The sequence below is a fragment of the Phenylobacterium sp. genome (genome assembly GCF_046463815.1).
Classification (GTDB): domain Bacteria; phylum Pseudomonadota; class Alphaproteobacteria; order Caulobacterales; family Caulobacteraceae; genus Phenylobacterium.
This window is the reverse complement of record NZ_JBKBRO010000020.1, coordinates 63,711-77,319: the sequence shown is the minus strand read 5'-3', so window position 1 is coordinate 77,319 and position 13,609 is coordinate 63,711. Positions and strand designations below refer to the sequence as shown.

The window sequence follows — 13,609 nt, the reverse complement described above, 5'->3', positions numbered from 1 at the left end:
ATCGAGTGGGAATGAACGGCGGCTAGGATGCCTGTCCTCGGCGGCGACGCCCGGCCAGGGGCGCCGCCACGACGAAGCCCACGATGGCGGCGACGCCGGACCCGAAGACCATCAGGATCCTGGGCGCATCGAAGAGCAGCAGCGTGTCGAGGCCGCGAGCAGGACCACGCCGGTCACGATGGGTCGTCGCATGTCTCGCTCCCGATGGTTTGGCGTTCCCAGATTGGCCCGAATCAGCCGCCGTCAGAAACGCGCCGGCTTCTCGAGGTGGGAGACCGCCTCGGCGATGTCGTCGGCCCGCTTGCGGACCACGGCCTGGGCGTCGGCGAGCCCTTGGTTGTAGAAGTGCGGCCCGACGTGCTCGGCGATCCAGTCGAGCAGGAAGACGGTGTCGAATCCCTTCACTTCGAGGTCGAACTCGTCCTTGAGGTGGCGGCTGAGCGCCTCGGCCAGGGCTTCGCGGATTGGCTTGGGCAGTTCGATCGTCGGCATTTGGAGACACCAGGAGCAGCCTTGACCACCACCCTCTACGGCATCCGCAACTGCGACACGATGAAGAAGGCCTGGACCTGGCTGGACCAGCACGGGGTCGCCTACGCCTTCCACGACTACAAGAAGGACGGGATCGACCGGGCCACGCTGGAGGGCTGGGTCGAGGCGGTCGGCTGGGAGGTGCTGCTCAACCGCGCCGGCACGACGTTCAGGAAGCTGCCGGACGGCGAGAAGCAGGGCCTGGACGCGGCCAAGGCGATGGCGCTGATGCTGGCCCAGCCCTCGATGATCAAGCGTCCGGTGCTGGCGGCGAAGGGCAAGCTTACGGTCGGCTTCAGGCCCGAGGCCTACGCGGCCCTGTTCGGCTGAAGAAGTTCTGCGAAGCTTCGCCATGGCGCCTCCAAACCGGCGTTCGGCGGCGACTAGATGCATCGGCGCGGGGGAGAAGGTTCCGGCGCCCGCTTCTGGAGCTTCGACATGGAAGACCTGTTCCGCAGCTATTGGTGGCTGCTGTTCCCCCTGGGCTTCTTCGCCTTCGGGGCCTGGGACCGCTGGCTGGCGTACAAGCGCAGCCAGGCCCAGCTCGACCTGCTGCGCAGCTACGCCCAGCAGGGCAAGGAGCCGCCGGCCGACCTGCTTCGCGCGGTGCGCGAGGACGAGGCGGAGGTCTATGACGCGCCCCCTTACGGCCGGCTCCACCGGCGCATGTACCGCCGCGGCTGGCGCTATGGTCCCTACTGGGCCTGGCGCACGGCCCTGCTGACGGGCGCGGTCGCCCTGGGCTTCTGGCTCGCGTCGGAATACGCCGACCTCCCGGGCGTCGAGGCGCCGTTCCGCCTGGTGGCGATCATCCTGACCTGCGTGGCGGCGGGACACCTGGTCGTGGCCGTCCTCAGTTCGGCGTTCCGGGGGCGATGAGCCCCGACGGCCTCGACGAGGCGCTGGTGGCGGACGCCCAGGCCGGGTCGACCGCCGCCTTCGCGCGCCTGGTCGAGCGCCATCAGCAGGCGCTGCGGGCCTTCCTGCGGCGAACGTGCGGCGACTGGGCGAGCGCCGACGACCTGGCCCAGGAGACCTTCCTGACGGCCTGGTCGGAGATCGGCCGGCTGACGTCGGGGCGCAGCGTGCGGGCGTGGTTGTGCGGCATCGGCTACCGCAAGCACCTGTCCGCGCGGCGGAGCCACGCCCGCGACAGGGCCCGCGAGGCGCGCTACGAAGCCGACCACGGGTCGGGCGGCGCGCAGGCGAACCGTCCGATGGCGGACGAGCGGCTTGCGTTGGAGGGCGCGATGGCCATGCTGCCGTCCGAACAACGCGCCTGCGTCGCGCTGTGCCTGGCCGCCGATTTCAGCCACGCCGAGGCGGCCGAGACCCTGGGACTGCCGCTGGGGACGGTGAAGAGTCATGTGGCAAGGGGCCGGACGCGGCTCTTGCAGGCGTTGCGAGGTGCGGATGAACGAGGCTGACGACCGGTTGAGGGCGCTGTTCGCGCTGGACGAACCGCCGGCCCGCGACCCGGCCTTCTCGGCCGAGGTGATGGCGGCCGTGATGCGGCGCGAACTGCTGGCGGACGTGGCGGTCCTGTCGGGTGCGGCGTTCGTGGGCGCCCTGGCCCTGTGGGCGTTGTGGCCCGTGCTGGAGCCGACGCTGGTGGCGATGTCGCGGGGCCTTGCGCCGACGGCGGCGGCGCTGGCGCTGGCCGCCGGGGCGCTGGCGATCCTCGGCGGGCGTCCGCGCGCGGCCCTCGGCCTGGAATCATGACCAACTTTTCATAGGCTGAATTGCATCTGTCGGGAGGCGCCCAGGTCTCTTGGATGCAGAAACGGGCCAATCCGCCCGCTTCCAAACTGGAGGGGAGACAAACTCCATGGAAATCCTGGTTCCCATCGCGTTCTTCGCGATGATCGCCGCCATCGTCATCGTTCCGCGCTACTTCCGCAGCCTGGAACGCCAGCGGATGGCCGAGACCCTGCGGGCGGCCATCGAGAAGGGCCAGCCCCTGCCCACCGACGTCGTCGACGCCATGTCGAGCAACGTCCGCGCCCCCGGCCTGCCGCCATCGCCGCAGCGGGACCTGCGCACCGGCATCATCTGGATCGGCGTCGCCGCCGGCCTCGTGGCCCTGGGGCTGATCGTCGGCTTCGAGGAGCCGGACGCGAGCTACTGGTTCATCGGGCTGTCCGCCTTCCCCGGGTTCATCGGGGCCGCCTTCGTCATCCTCGGCCTGATCAACAAGCCGAAGTCCTGAACCCTCCCGACGGGGGAAATCGGCCATGTCGGCCACGAAACCATCGAGCTTCGCCAGCTTGCACGACGTCGAGCTCTGCTCTTACGCCGCGACCGGCGAGGGGCGCGCCTTCGGGGAGCTTGCGCGCCGCCACGGCTCGGCCGTGCGATACCTGCTGCGCCGGATGGGCGCCCAGGCCGCGGAAGCCGACGACGTGGCGCAGGACGCCTTCCTGACGGCGTTCCAGCGGATCACCGAGTTCCGGGGCGAGGGGACGTTCGTCGCCTGGGTGAAGCGGATCGCTGCGCGCCTGTACCTGCGCCGGCTGCAACGCGAGCGGCGCCTGACCGAACTCGCGCAGGAGGGGGGCGATGAGGAGGGCGAGGTGCGGCGGAGCGACGCCGACGGCCGCATCGACCTGGACGAGGCGCTGAAGGCGCTGTCGAAGGCCGAGCGCCTCTGCGTTTCGCTGTGCTTTGGCGCGGGTCTGTCTCACGCGGAAGCGGCCGAGGCCTTGAACCTGCCGCTTGGAACGGTCAAATCCCATGTCAAACGTGGTCTGGATAAGCTCAGAGCGCGACTGGCGCCGGCTGAGGGCGCCGCTCTGGAAGGGAGGCGCGGCAATGGCTGAGACCGATTTCGAGCGCCGGCTCGAGCGCCTTTTCGCCGAGGCTCCCGAACTCCCCGACTGCGTCGCCTTCGCGAACGGCGTCGAACGCAGGCTGAGCCGCGGCTGGCAGGCCCGCCGCTGGCTGATCGGCGCCGCGGGCGTCGTGGGCGGCGTGATCGGCGCGAGCCAACTCGTGCTCTCCAACCTGTTCCAGCGCGTGGAGAACGCCGAGGAGTCCGCGCGCGCGCTGTCGGTCAGCCTGGCGCAGGTAGCGCCTGGCGCCGAACTCATGACGGCGCTGTCCGGCGGTGTCGGGATCTGGGTCGCCGCGGGGCTCGCGGTGCTGACCCTGGGCTTCGCCCTGTCGCGTGTGATCGAGGAGATCTGAGGTGTCCAGCCAACGGCAGGAGACGGTCCGCCGCATCGCCGCGCCGGACATCGCGGCGCGCAAGGGCAAGACGCCCATCGTGTGCCTGACGGCCTATACCGCGCCCGTGGCCGAACTGCTGGACGACCATTGCGACCTGCTGCTGGTGGGCGACTCCGTGGGCATGGTGGTCCACGGCCTGCCGAACACGGTGGGCGTGACGCTGGAGATGATGATCCTGCACGGCCAGGCGGTGATGCGCGGCTCGCGCAGGGCCATGGTGGTCGTCGACATGCCCTTCGGCTCGTACGAGGGCGCGCCCGAGGTCGCCTACGACAACGCCGCCCGGGTGATGAAGGAGACCGGCGCCCAGGCCGTGAAGGTCGAATCGGGACCGACGATCAACGCGACCATCGAGTATCTGGTGAAGCGCGGCATCCCGGTGATGGGCCATGTGGGCCTGAGGCCGCAGGCGACCCTGGTGGATGGCGGGTTCAAGGCCAAGGGCCGGACCGAAGCCGAGCGCAGTCGCATCCTCGAGGAAGCCAGCGCGGCCGCGGCGGCGGGCGCCTTCGCCATCGTCGTCGAGGGCGTAGCCGAGGGACTGGCGCGCGAGATCACCGAGGCGGTCGAGATTCCCACCATCGGCATCGGCGCCTCGGCCGGCTGCGACGGCCAGATCCTGGTGACCGACGACATGCTGGGCCTGTTCGACTGGACGCCCAAGTTCGTCCGCCGCTACGCCGACCTGCGCGGCGAGATCAGCAAGGCGGTGGCGGCCTACGCCGACGATGTCCGGGCCCGGCGCTTTCCCGGCCCCGCCGAGATCTATTTCGCTAAAGCTGGGTAGATTGCGGCTGGCTGCGGCGCGCTATAGGTTCCCGGCTCCGCCAGACGGCTGACCAAGAGAGTCCGGAGTCCCCTTCACGTGACGGATCTGTTCGAAGAGGTCGAGGAGCAGCTTCGCTCCGACCGGTACCAGGCGCTCGCGCGCAAGGCCCTGCCGTGGCTGCTGGCCGTGGCGGCCGCGGCCCTGATCGCGGCCCTGGCCTATTGGGGCTGGGACGCCTGGCGTTCGCGCGCTGTCGCCACCGCTTCCGAACAGTACCAGGCGGCGGGCGAGGCCTTCATCGGCGGCGACTTGGCCAAGGCCCGGCAGCTCTGGACCGACGTCTCGAAGTCGCAGGCCGCGGGCTACAAGTCCCTGGCCCTGATGCAGCTCGGCGCGCTCCAGCTCCGCGAGAACAAGACCGAGGAGGCCGTGAAGCTGTTCGACCAGGCCGCCGAGGCCGCGCCGGACGAACTGATCGGCGATACGGCGCGCCTCAAATCCGCCTTCGCCTTGCTCGACACGGCTCCCTACAAGGACCTGGAGGCGCGTTTGACGCCGCTGACGAAACAAGACCGCCCCTATCGGGTGCAGGCCCGCGAGGCCCTCGCCGTCGCCAAGCTGATGGCGGGCGACACGGCCGGAGCCCGCGGCGACTTCACCGTGATCCAGCAGATGCTCGACGCCCCCGAAGGGGTGCGCGAGCGGGCCCGGGCCGCCACGGCCCTCATCGATTCCGGATCGGCCAAGGCCCTGCCGGCGGTCGTCAAGGCCGCCATGGCCCTGCCGCCGCCCATGGCCCTGCCGCCGCCCATGGTCGTGCCGCCGGGCGCCGTGCTCGGTCCGCAAGGCCCCGCCCAACCGCAAGCCAACGGACCGCAATGACGTCGCGCCGCAACACCCTCCTGGCCGTCGCCCTGATCGCCGCGCTGGGCGCGAGCGGATGCTCGACGATCGGCCGGCTCAATCCCTTCGATCGCAAGAGCGACGGGCCGCAGGAAACCGCCGGCGAAGGCCAGCGCATCTCCATCGTGCCGGCTGACCAGCGCCTGGAGCCGGCCGAGAGCCTGAAGGGCGTCGACTTCTCGCTGCCCATGCCCACGACCGTGGCCGCCTGGCCGCTGCCCGGCGGCACGCCCGAGCAGTCGGTGGATCACGTGGACGCCGCCCCGAATCTCGCCATCGCCTGGCGCAAGGGCTTCGGCGACGGCAACAGCCGCGGCCGCTACATCACCGCCCCGCCGGTGGCCGCCGACGGCAAGGTGTTCGTCATGGACGCCGACGGCCGCGTGTCGGCCCAGGACGCCCGCACGGGCGCGCAGGTCTGGCGGACCAACCTCAATCCCGGCGACAACAAGCGCGACAAGCTCGCCTTCGGCGGCGGCCTCGCCTACGCCGACGGCAAGCTCTACGCCTCGTCCGGCTGGCGCCAGGTGGTGCAGCTCGACGCCAACACCGGCGCGATTGGCTGGCGCACGCGCACCGGCGAGGCTATCCACGCCGCCCCCACCGTGGCCGCCGGCCGGGTAATGGTGGTGGCGCTGGACAACAGCCTGCTGACTTTCGACGTGGCCACCGGCACGCCGTCCTGGACCTACCAGGCTCTGGCCGAACCCGCCCGCATCCTGAAGGCCGGCAGCCCGGCCGTCTCTGGCGACACCGTGGTCGCCGGCTTCGGCTCGGGCGAACTCGTGGCCCTGCGCGCCGCCAACGGCAACGACCTGTGGAACGAGGCGCTCTCGCGGGCCAGCCGCACCAGCGCGCTCTCCGAGATCCGGGACATCCCCGGCCGTCCGGTGGTCTACCAGGGCGACGTCTTCGCCATCAGCCACTCCGGCGTGTTCGCGGCCATCGATCTGCGCACCGGCCAGGCCCGCTGGAGCCTGCCCGTGGTGGGCATCACCTCGCCGCTGCCGGCGGGGGACGTGGTCTATGCCGTGTCGAAGGCGGGCGAAGTCATCTGCGCCTCGCGCGAGACCGGCCAGATCTACTGGATCCGCGACCTCAACGCCGGCTTCAAGGGCAAGAAGAAGGGCGGCTTCTTCGGCATCGGCGGCAGCAAGGTCATGCGTCCGGCCTGGTCGAGCCCGCTGCTCTCGAACAACCGCCTGATCCTCGTCGGCCAGACGGGTGAACTCGTGGCCCTGAACGCCAAGACCGGCGAGATCGAACGCCGCATGGGCCTGGGCGCGCCCGCGACCCTCGCGCCGATCGCCATGGGCGACACCATCTATGTGGTCACGGAAGAAGCCACGCTGATCGCGCTGCGCTGAGAAGCCGCGTATAGGCTGACGTCATGGCGCTGAAGCTCGCGATCGTCGGTCGCCCCAATGTGGGCAAGTCCACGCTGTTCAACCGGCTGGCGGGGCGCAAGCTCGCCATCGTGGACGACCGGCCGGGGGTCACGCGCGACCGCCGCTTCGGCACGGGCCGCATCGGCGACATCGACCTGGAGCTGATCGACACCGCGGGCTTCGAGGACGTCACCGACGAGAGCCTGGAAGCGCGCATGCGCAACCAGACCGAACGCGCGGTCGACGAGTGCGACGTGGCGCTGTTCGTCATCGACGCCCGCGAGGGCGTCACGCCGGCCGACCGCATCTTCGCCGAGATCCTGCGCAAGCGGGACAAGCCCGTCGTGCTCGCGGCCAACAAGGCCGAGGGCCGGCAGGGCGACGCGGGCATCCTCGACGCCTGGAGCCTGGGCCTGGGCGAGCCCGTGCCGATCTCGGCCGAGCACGGCGAGGGCATGGCCGACCTCTACGCCGCCGTCGCCGCCCACGCGGCCGACGAGGAGGAACTGGAGGAGGACGAGGAGGACGATCCGGGCAAGCCGATCCGCATCGCCATCGTAGGGCGTCCCAACGCCGGCAAGTCGACCCTGGTCAACCGCCTGATCGGCGAGGATCGCCTGCTGACCGGTCCGGAGGCCGGCATCACCCGCGACGCCATCCCGGTGGACTGGGAGTGGGACGGCCGCCGCGTCCGGCTGGTCGACACCGCGGGGCTCCGGCGCAAGGCCAAGGTGCAGGAGAAGCTGGAGAAGCTCTCCACCCACGACACCATACGGGCGATCACCTTCGCCGAGGTGGTGCTGCTTGTCATGGACGCCACCCATCCGTTCGAGATCCAGGACCTGCAGATCGCCGACCTGGTGGAGCGCGAGGGCCGGGCGCTGGTGTTCGTGCTGGCCAAGTGGGACCTCATAGAGGATCAGCAGGCCAGGCTGTCCGAGATCGTCGAGGAGGCCCACCGTCTGCTGCCGCAGGTCAAGGGCTCGCCCATCGTGGCGCTGTCGGCCGAGACGGGCCGGGGCCTGGAGCGGCTGATGCCCGCCGTGCTGAAGGCCCACGGCGACTGGTCGACCAAGGTGAAGACCCGGGACCTGAACGACTGGCTGCGCATGGCTGTCGAGCGCCATCCGCCGCCGGCGGTGAACGGCCGCCGCGTGAAGCCCAAGTACATGGCCCAGACCAAGGCCCGGCCGCCGACCTTCGTGCTGTTCGCCAGCCGCGCCGACCAGCTCCCGGACCACTACCGGCGCTATCTGGTCAATTCGCTGCGCGAGAGCTTCGACCTGCCGGGCGTGCCGATCCGGCTGACGGTGAAGTCGAACAAGAATCCCTTCGCCGAGGGCGAGGAGAAGAGCGGCTCGGGCCCGACCCGCGCTCAGCCCTCGGCGGCCAAGACCGGTCTCGCGGCCAGGACTCGCCGGGAAGCGGCCGCCAAGGCCGAAGCCGGCGCGGCCGAGCGGCCGAAGCCGAAAAAGCCGGGCAAGCCGAAGCCCAAGGCGGGCGCGCCGCGAGGACGGGCGGCCAAGCTGGCCCGGCCGGGCGTCAAGCCGAAGCGAGCTTCCCGGCCGTCTTCCACTCGCCGAACACCACGTTAGCGTTCGGCAGGCCCAGGTCGGCCTGGGCCAGTTCCACGATCAGCGGCCCGATCTCGGACGGATCGGGCAGGGTCATCGGGTCCTCGCCCGGCATGGCCTCGGCGCGCATCCGCGTGCGCATGGCGCCGGGATCGAGGAGCACGGCGCGGACCTTGGTGTGCTCCAGCTCGTCGGCCCAGGTGCGCACCAGGTTCTCAAGGGCGGCCTTCGACGCGCCGTAGGAACCCCAGAACGCCTTCGGGCGGGCGACCCGACCCGTGGTCAGGAAGATGGCCCGGGGATGCTCCGAGGCTTTCAGGAGCTGCTCCACGCTGCGGATCAGGCGGTACGAGGCGGTCAGGTTCACCGCCATCACCCGGTCCCAGTGCTTGGGCTCGATGTGCGAGACGGGTGTCAGCGAGCCCAGGATGGCGGCGGCGTGGACCAGGACGTCGAGACGGCCGAACCGCTGGTGGATGGCGAGGCCCAGCTGATCGAGGGCGCCGTCCTCGGCGATGTCCATGGGGACCAGGGTGGCGGACCTGCCGGTGGCCGCCCGGATCTCGTCGTCCAGCTCCTCCAGCCCCCCTTGCGTGCGGGCCACGGCGACGACATGGGCGCCGGCCTGGGCGAGCGCGATGGCGGACGCGCGGCCGATGCCGCGGCTGGCGCCGGTGACGAGGGCGATGCGGCCAGAAAGAGGGGGGGCGGAAAGGGGCAGGTCGGACATGGGCGGCTCTCTAGCCGCTAACCGCGTCCGTGTCAGGCCGCCTCGCATAGCGCTGGGCGATGGCGGCGCAGGCCATGAGCTGCATCTGGTGGAAGAGCAGGAGCGGGATCATGGCGATCCCGGCCGCGGCGGCGGGGAAGATGGCGGCCGCCATCGGCGCGCCGCTGGCCAGGGACTTCTTCGAGCCGCAGAAGACGATGGCGATCTCGTCGGCCTTGTCGAAGCCCAGGGACCGGGCCGCGAAGACGGTGATGGCGAGGATGGCGGCCAGCAGCACGGCGCAGAGGACGAGGAGGCGCAGGAGGTCGAGCGCGCCCAGTCGGCTCCACACGCCTTCCACGACCGCGCCCGAGAAGGCCGTGTAGACCACCAGCAGGATCGAGCCCCGGTCGAGACGCGACAGGACCTTGGCGCGGGCCGCAACCCAGCCGCCGATCCAGGGCCGCAGGACCTGGCCCGCCAGGAAGGGGGCCAGAAGCTGCAGGACGATGGCCTGGACCGACTGGGCCGAGACGGCGCCCTCGGCGTGCAGCAGGAGGCCCGCCAGCAGCGGCGTGAGCGCCACGCCCAGCAGGTTGGAGGCCGAGGCCGCGGCGATGGCGGCGGCCACGTTGCCCCGGGCGATCGCGGTGAAGCCGATGGACGACTGGATGGTGGAGGGCAGGCAGCCCAGGAAAACGATCCCGGCCGCGAGCTCGGGCGGCGTGATCCAGGCCGGAAGCTGCGAAAGGGCCCAGGTGAGCGCGGGGAAGAGGGCGAAGGTGCAGGCCAGCACCAGAACGTGCAGCCGCCAATGCGTGAGGCCGCGCACCACGGCCTCGCGCGAGAGCCGCGCGCCGTGCAGGAAGAAGACGACGGCGATGGCGATCCTGGTCGCCCAGCCGAAGCCGGTGGCCCAGTCGCCGCGCGCCGGCGCGACCATGGCGGCCACGGCCATCAGCAGGATGAGGATCAGGTACCCGTCGGGCCTCAGGTTCAGCCTGAAGCCCTGCCGGGGCGCGGTCACGCGTCGACCAGGAACGAGAGCTGGCGCTCCACCGCCTGGTTGCGGCCCTCGGCGATCTCGCGGTCGAGCAGGCGAGTCGGGTATTCGCCGGTGAAGTAGTGGTCGGTGAACTGGGGGTTAGCCGGGTCGCGCACGGCGTCCATGGCGCCGTAGAGCCCGTCAACCGACAGATAGCCCATGGAGTCGACGTTGAGGATCTTGGCGATCTCCTCGACCGAGTGGTTGGCCGCCAGCAGCTTCTCCCGGTCGGGCATGTCAATGCCGTAGTAGTCGGGCCACATGATGGGCGGGGAGGCCGAGCGGAGGTGGACCTCCTTGGCGCCCGCCTCGCGGACCATGCGCACTACGCGGATCGAGTTGGTGCCGCGCACGATGGAATCGTCCACCAGCAGCACCCGCTTGCCGGCCAGGACCGCGCGGTTCGGCGCGAGTTTCATGCGCACGCCCATCTCGCGCTGGCCCTGGGTGGGCTCGATGAAGGTTCGGCCGACGTAGTGGTTGCGGATGATGCCCATCTCGAAGGGCAGGCCCGCCTCCTGGGCGAAGCCGAGGGCCGCCGGCACGCCGGAGTCCGGCACCGGGACGACCACGTCCACGTCGGCGGGAGTCTCCTGGGCCAGGCGACGGCCCATCCGCTTGCGCACCTCATAGACCGATCGGCCGTTCACGACAGAATCGGGACGGGCGAAATAGACGTATTCGAAGATGCAGGGCCGGGCCTGCATGGCCGGGAAGGGCTTCAGGCTTTCGACGCCGTCCTGGTCGATGACGATCATCTCGCCGTGCTCGACGTCGCGGACGAACTTGGCGCCCACCATGTCGAGGGCGCAGGTCTCGGAGGCCAGCACCGCCTTGCCGTCGAGGTCGCCCAGCACGAGCGGGCGGATGCCCAGGGGATCGCGGACCCCGATCAGCTTCTTGTTGGTGAGCGCCACCAGGGCGTAGCCGCCCTCGATCTGCTGCAGCGCGTCGATGAACCGGTCGACGAGCTTGGTCTTCCGCGAGCGGGCGATGAGGTGGAGGATCACCTCGGAATCCGAGGTGGACTGGAAGATCGCGCCTTCCGAGACCAGTCGCTCGCGCAGCGTCAGGAAGTTGGTCAGGTTGCCGTTGTGGGCGAGGGCCACGCCGCCGGCCTCGAGGTCGGCGAACATCGGCTGGACGTTGCGGATGAAGCTGCCGCCGGCGGTGGAGTAGCGGGTGTGGCCGATGGCGGACTGCCCGGGGAGCCGTTCATGCAGGTCGCCGCCCCCGAAGGCGTCGCCCACGTGGCCCATGTGGCGTTCGGTGTGGAAGCGCTGGCCGTCGAAGGAGGCGATGCCGCAGGCTTCCTGCCCGCGGTGCTGGAGAGCGTGGAGGCCCAGCGCCGTGAGGCCCGACGCGGATTCGACGTCGAAGACGCCGAAGACGCCGCACTCCAGGCGGGGCGTGTCGTCGTCGGGGTCGCGGACCGGAGGGGACCATCGCTCAAACGACCGGATCATCGAGACTTCTCCACCACGTCGCCCGTTCCGCCTTTTCGCGGCGCGTCGTACCCGTCCGTCACCGATCTGTCACCTGACCCGTTCCCCACGGCGCGGTCGAAGGCCGGTTTCAGGCGCTCGGCGATATCCAGGCCCTGGGGCGCGAGCGCTTCCAGGAGACGGCCCATGTTGCCCGCCAGCGGCCAGGTCGTGGCCCCGACGATCCACTTCGGACGCAGGTCGGCGGGCGTGGCGGCGTTGAACATCAGGAACAGCGCGCCCAGCACCAGCAGACCCCGCCCCAGCCCGATCAGGAGGCCGACCGAGCGGTCCAAAGCGCCCAGCACGTCGGCATCCTGGACCCGCCGCGCAAGGACTGCGCCGATCAGACGCAGCAGCACGTAGGTCACGCCGAACACCAGGACCAGGGCCGCCGCCGTCCCCAGCCAGGGCGGGCTCACCACCCCGCGTACGATGGGCGCCGACCAGGGCAGGCCGAAGATCGCCAGGGCCGCGGCCGCGATCAGCGCCACCAGGGCGGCGACCTCGCGCACGGCGCCGCGGGCGAAGCCGACGGCCGCGGAGAGCAGCAGCAGGCCCAGGACGATGAAATCGAACTGCGTCACGTCCGTTGGTCCCAGTCCGCCTCGTGGATGCGGCGGATGGCGTCGCCCAGGCGGCTGACGCCGGTGAATCTCATGCCGCCGGTGGCCTCCAGGTCGGCCGGGCCGAGCGCGCGCCGGAAGCCCAGCTTGGCGGCTTCCTTCAGGCGCGCGTCCATGCGGCTGACCGAGCGCACCTCGCCCGACAAGCTGATCTCGCCGAAGACCACGCAGTCCTGCGGCAGCGCCTGGTCGAAGGCGGAGGAGGCGAGCGCCGCGGCGGCGGCGAGGTCGGCGGCGGGCTCGGTGATGCGAAGCCCGCCCGCGACGTTCAGATAGACGTCGCGGTCTCCAAAACCAAGGCCGCAACGCGCCTCGAGCACCGCCAGCACCATGGCCAGGCGTCCGGAGTCCCAGCCGACCACCGCGCGGCGGGGCGTACCGTAGGCCGAAGGCGCCACGAGGGCCTGGATTTCCACCAGCACGGGCCGCGAGCCCTCGATGCCGGCGAACACCACCGCGCCGGCCGCCCGCTCGCCCGAGGTGTTGAGGAACAGGGCCGACGGGTTCTTCACCTCGGCCAGGCCCACGTCGTTCATCTCGAAGACGCCGATCTCGTCGGTGGCCCCAAAGCGGTTCTTGGCCCCGCGCAGGATGCGGAACGGATAGCCGCGCTCGCCCTCGAAGGCGAAGACGGCGTCCACCATGTGCTCGACCACGCGGGGGCCGGCGATGGTTCCTTCCTTGGTCACGTGGCCGACGAGGAGGACGGCCAGGCCTCGCTTCTTGGCCAGGCGCACCAGTTCGCCGGCGGCCGCACGGACCTGGGTGACCGAGCCGGGGCCCGCCTCGTGGGCGTCGCTCCACAGCGTCTGGATGGAATCGATGACGACGAGATCGAAGTCCTCGGCCTTCAGGCCGTCGACGATGGCCCTTAGGCTGGTCTCGGCGGCGAGCTTCACCGGCGCGTCGGCCAGGCCCATGCGCTGGGCGCGGCCGCGGACCTGCTCGACGGCCTCCTCGCCCGAGATATAGGCGCAGCGCGCCCCGCGGCGGGCGGCGCTGGCGGCGACCTGTAGCAGGAGGGTGGACTTGCCGACGCCGGGATCGCCGCCCAGCAGGATGGCCGAGCCCGGCACCACGCCGCCGCCGCAGACGCGGTCGAACTCCTCGACTCCCGTGGCGATGCGGGGCGGGGCCGGCGTGGCGTCCTCCAGCCCCGAGAACGTCAGGCCGCGCGCCCGCGTGGCCTTGGACGGCTTCAGAGCGCCGGGCGGGCGGCTGGTCAGTTCCTCGACCAGGGTGTTCCAGGCGCCGCAGGCGGGGCACTGGCCGGACCAGCGCGTCTGCACGGCCCCGCAGGACTGGCAGGCATAGACGGCGCCGTCGCGGGCCAAGGCATCCTCCTGATTCGA

The 13,609-nt window shown here is 71.0% G+C and carries 17 protein-coding genes; 11 read left to right on the top strand and 6 right to left on the bottom strand.

Annotation, left to right across the window (positions count from 1 at the left end):
- Positions 1 to 243: 243 nt before the first annotated feature.
- Positions 244 to 492 carry a DUF2164 domain-containing protein gene (locus ACK4TT_RS14250; RefSeq protein ID WP_410213256.1) on the bottom strand — a complete coding sequence of 83 codons (249 nt, stop codon included), beginning with the start codon at positions 490 to 492 and terminating at the stop codon, positions 244 to 246.
- Positions 493 to 513: 21 nt separating this feature from the next.
- Here ACK4TT_RS14250 and ACK4TT_RS14245 point away from each other — a divergent pair, with 21 nt between their 5' ends.
- The 11 genes from ACK4TT_RS14245 (at position 514) to der (ending at position 8,414) form a co-directional block, all read left to right on the top strand.
- On the top strand, positions 514 to 861 hold the full coding sequence (locus ACK4TT_RS14245; protein ID WP_410213255.1) for an ArsC family reductase: 348 nt from the start codon (positions 514 to 516) through the stop codon (positions 859 to 861).
- 108 nt (positions 862 to 969) lie between these two features.
- Positions 970 to 1,410 (top strand): hypothetical protein, encoded by a 441-nt coding sequence (locus ACK4TT_RS14240; RefSeq protein WP_410213254.1) that lies wholly within the window; start codon positions 970 to 972, stop codon positions 1,408 to 1,410.
- The gene (locus ACK4TT_RS14235; RefSeq protein ID WP_410213253.1) at positions 1,407 to 1,958 is read left to right on the top strand and encodes an RNA polymerase sigma factor; all 552 of its coding nucleotides are present in this window, start codon (positions 1,407 to 1,409) and stop codon (positions 1,956 to 1,958) included. The genes ACK4TT_RS14240 and ACK4TT_RS14235 overlap by 4 nt, the downstream gene beginning before the upstream one ends.
- A complete protein-coding gene (locus ACK4TT_RS14230) occupies positions 1,945 to 2,253 on the top strand; it encodes a hypothetical protein (protein ID WP_409640687.1) in 309 nt (102 codons plus the stop codon). Before ACK4TT_RS14235 ends, ACK4TT_RS14230 begins: the two co-directional genes overlap by 14 nt.
- 106 nt (positions 2,254 to 2,359) lie before the next feature.
- Positions 2,360 to 2,740 carry a DUF6249 domain-containing protein gene (locus ACK4TT_RS14225; protein WP_410213252.1) on the top strand — a complete coding sequence of 127 codons (381 nt, stop codon included), beginning with the start codon at positions 2,360 to 2,362 and terminating at the stop codon, positions 2,738 to 2,740.
- Positions 2,741 to 2,765: 25 nt separating this feature from the next.
- The gene (locus ACK4TT_RS14220; RefSeq protein WP_410213251.1) at positions 2,766 to 3,350 is read left to right on the top strand and encodes an RNA polymerase sigma factor; all 585 of its coding nucleotides are present in this window, start codon (positions 2,766 to 2,768) and stop codon (positions 3,348 to 3,350) included.
- Entirely contained in the window at positions 3,343 to 3,717 is a 375-nt protein-coding gene (locus ACK4TT_RS14215; protein ID WP_409640695.1) for a hypothetical protein, read from the top strand. The genes ACK4TT_RS14220 and ACK4TT_RS14215 overlap by 8 nt, the downstream gene beginning before the upstream one ends.
- Before the next feature lies 1 nt (position 3,718).
- Entirely contained in the window at positions 3,719 to 4,546 is an 828-nt protein-coding gene (gene panB, locus ACK4TT_RS14210) for a 3-methyl-2-oxobutanoate hydroxymethyltransferase (protein WP_409640698.1), read from the top strand.
- Between the two features lie 78 nt (positions 4,547 to 4,624).
- A complete protein-coding gene (locus ACK4TT_RS14205; protein WP_410213250.1) occupies positions 4,625 to 5,410 on the top strand; it encodes a tetratricopeptide repeat protein in 786 nt (261 codons plus the stop codon).
- The gene (locus tag ACK4TT_RS14200; protein ID WP_410213249.1) at positions 5,407 to 6,798 is read left to right on the top strand and encodes a PQQ-binding-like beta-propeller repeat protein; all 1,392 of its coding nucleotides are present in this window, start codon (positions 5,407 to 5,409) and stop codon (positions 6,796 to 6,798) included. The genes ACK4TT_RS14205 and ACK4TT_RS14200 overlap by 4 nt, the downstream gene beginning before the upstream one ends.
- A gap of 23 nt (positions 6,799 to 6,821) precedes the next feature.
- A complete protein-coding gene (der, locus tag ACK4TT_RS14195; RefSeq protein WP_410213248.1) occupies positions 6,822 to 8,414 on the top strand; it encodes a ribosome biogenesis GTPase Der in 1,593 nt (530 codons plus the stop codon).
- Here der and ACK4TT_RS14190 read toward each other — a convergent pair.
- Genes ACK4TT_RS14190 through radA form a run of 5 tightly spaced genes read right to left on the bottom strand, consistent with a single transcriptional unit; the run spans position 8,362 to position 13,591 of the window.
- A complete protein-coding gene (locus tag ACK4TT_RS14190; protein WP_409640708.1) occupies positions 8,362 to 9,123 on the bottom strand; it encodes an SDR family NAD(P)-dependent oxidoreductase in 762 nt (253 codons plus the stop codon). The two genes, der and ACK4TT_RS14190, sit on opposite strands and share 53 nt — an antisense overlap.
- Positions 9,124 to 9,133: 10 nt before the next feature.
- A complete protein-coding gene (locus tag ACK4TT_RS14185) occupies positions 9,134 to 10,129 on the bottom strand; it encodes a bile acid:sodium symporter family protein (RefSeq protein WP_409640711.1) in 996 nt (331 codons plus the stop codon).
- Entirely contained in the window at positions 10,126 to 11,613 is a 1,488-nt protein-coding gene (purF, locus tag ACK4TT_RS14180) for an amidophosphoribosyltransferase (protein ID WP_409640714.1), read from the bottom strand. The genes ACK4TT_RS14185 and purF overlap by 4 nt, the downstream gene beginning before the upstream one ends.
- Positions 11,610 to 12,218 (bottom strand): CvpA family protein, encoded by a 609-nt coding sequence (locus ACK4TT_RS14175; protein ID WP_409640716.1) that lies wholly within the window; start codon positions 12,216 to 12,218, stop codon positions 11,610 to 11,612. The genes purF and ACK4TT_RS14175 overlap by 4 nt, the downstream gene beginning before the upstream one ends.
- Complete coding sequence (gene radA / locus ACK4TT_RS14170) at positions 12,215 to 13,591, bottom strand: DNA repair protein RadA (protein ID WP_410213247.1); 1,377 nt, start codon at positions 13,589 to 13,591, stop codon at positions 12,215 to 12,217. Before radA ends, ACK4TT_RS14175 begins: the two co-directional genes overlap by 4 nt.
- Between the last annotated feature and the right edge of the window lie 18 nt (positions 13,592 to 13,609).